1 protein-coding gene is annotated in these 1228 nt (G+C 71.6%); it reads left to right on the top strand.

Going from position 1 to position 1228, the window contains the following annotated elements; all coding sequences use genetic code 11:
- Positions 1 to 1228 (top strand): hypothetical protein (locus EDD78_RS14075; protein WP_207668690.1); only part of this gene is annotated, 1228 nt, incomplete at its 5' end.

Here is a 1228-nt window from a genome sequence, read left to right as displayed (position 1 = left end):
GACGCTGGTGCTCGAGGGCGAGAGCCGCATCTCGGCCTCGGGCATGGGATACTGGGGTGTGTGGGCAGTTGGAGACCTCACGGTGCGCGGCACGGGGAGCCTGTCCGCCGAGGGAAAGGGCGGCGGGCTGTACTGCATCGGCGGCTTTTTGCAGGAGAGCGGCCGCCTTGCGCTGCGCGGCGCAGCAGCGAACGGCCTCATGGCGCTCGGGGCCTCGGAGGTGCGCGGCGGCCGCCTGGAGGCCGAGGGGGATGTCAGCGGAATTTGGGTCGGCCCTTCCGGCAGTTTGAAAATCGGGCCGGGGGCCGGGGGCTTTGCCGTGGGGAAGTATGCGGGGATCTACTCCTACGGCCCGGTGGTCGAAATCCTCTCGCCCGATTTCGAGGTGCGCATCGACAATGACGGCGTCGTCCCGGTCTTCCTGAACGGTTGTTTTGTCGACACCGGGATCAGGACGCCGGGCGGCGGCTCCGGGCGCTGGGAGCCGGGGGCGCGGCGGCTCTCCCTCTCGGGCGCGTCGTTGGGGAGCATCGGTTTCCCCACCGGGCGCAGCACGCTGGAGCTCGAGGGGGAAAACCTGGTGCAGGGGACCATATTTTCCAAAGACCCCGCAACAGGCATAGCGAACGAGGGGAGCCTGCTGCCGCGCGGCGGCGGGCGCCTGACGGCGGAGAGCGGCACGCCGGGAACACCGGCCGTAGACCTCGACGGCGGGATCGAGCTCTCGGAGGGGATGCGCCTCTGGGCCGGGGCAGACGAGGCCTCGGCGGTGGAGACGGGGACCTATGCGGGCGAGAGCTGGCTACATGTCGAGGGCCCGCCCCCTGCCCCGCCGCCGGCCCCGGCTCCGGCCCGGCGGCGGGAGAGCCGGGACGCGCCCTACGAGGACTCCAGCCGCTTTAGCGAAGACGAGACCGGCTTCTGGCGGAGGGTCGCCGGGAGGATCGGGGAGGCCGGCGACGGCGAAACCGTCACAGCCAGGGCCGGGGGCTACACCCGGCTGCCCGACTTCGTGCTGCGCGCGCTGCGGGAAAACGGGGGCGCGAGCCTCGCGGTGGAGTGGGACGGGGGCGAATTCCTGATCACGCCCGGGGACGGGCTGCCGAGCGGCAAGGTGTTCTACCTGCTGTCCGGCCTGCAGGAGCGGTACGGCGGCGATGCCAAGGAGGCCGCCGGGGACGGCGGCAAGGAGAAGCAAAACCCCGGCACCGGCGGGTGCCGAAGATAA

This window comes from Harryflintia acetispora, from assembly GCA_004340125.1.
In the GTDB taxonomy this organism is placed as follows: domain Bacteria; phylum Bacillota; class Clostridia; order Oscillospirales; family Ruminococcaceae; genus Harryflintia; species Harryflintia acetispora.
The sequence above is the reverse complement of the archived record's forward strand: the minus strand, read 5'-3'. Positions and strand labels throughout refer to the sequence as shown.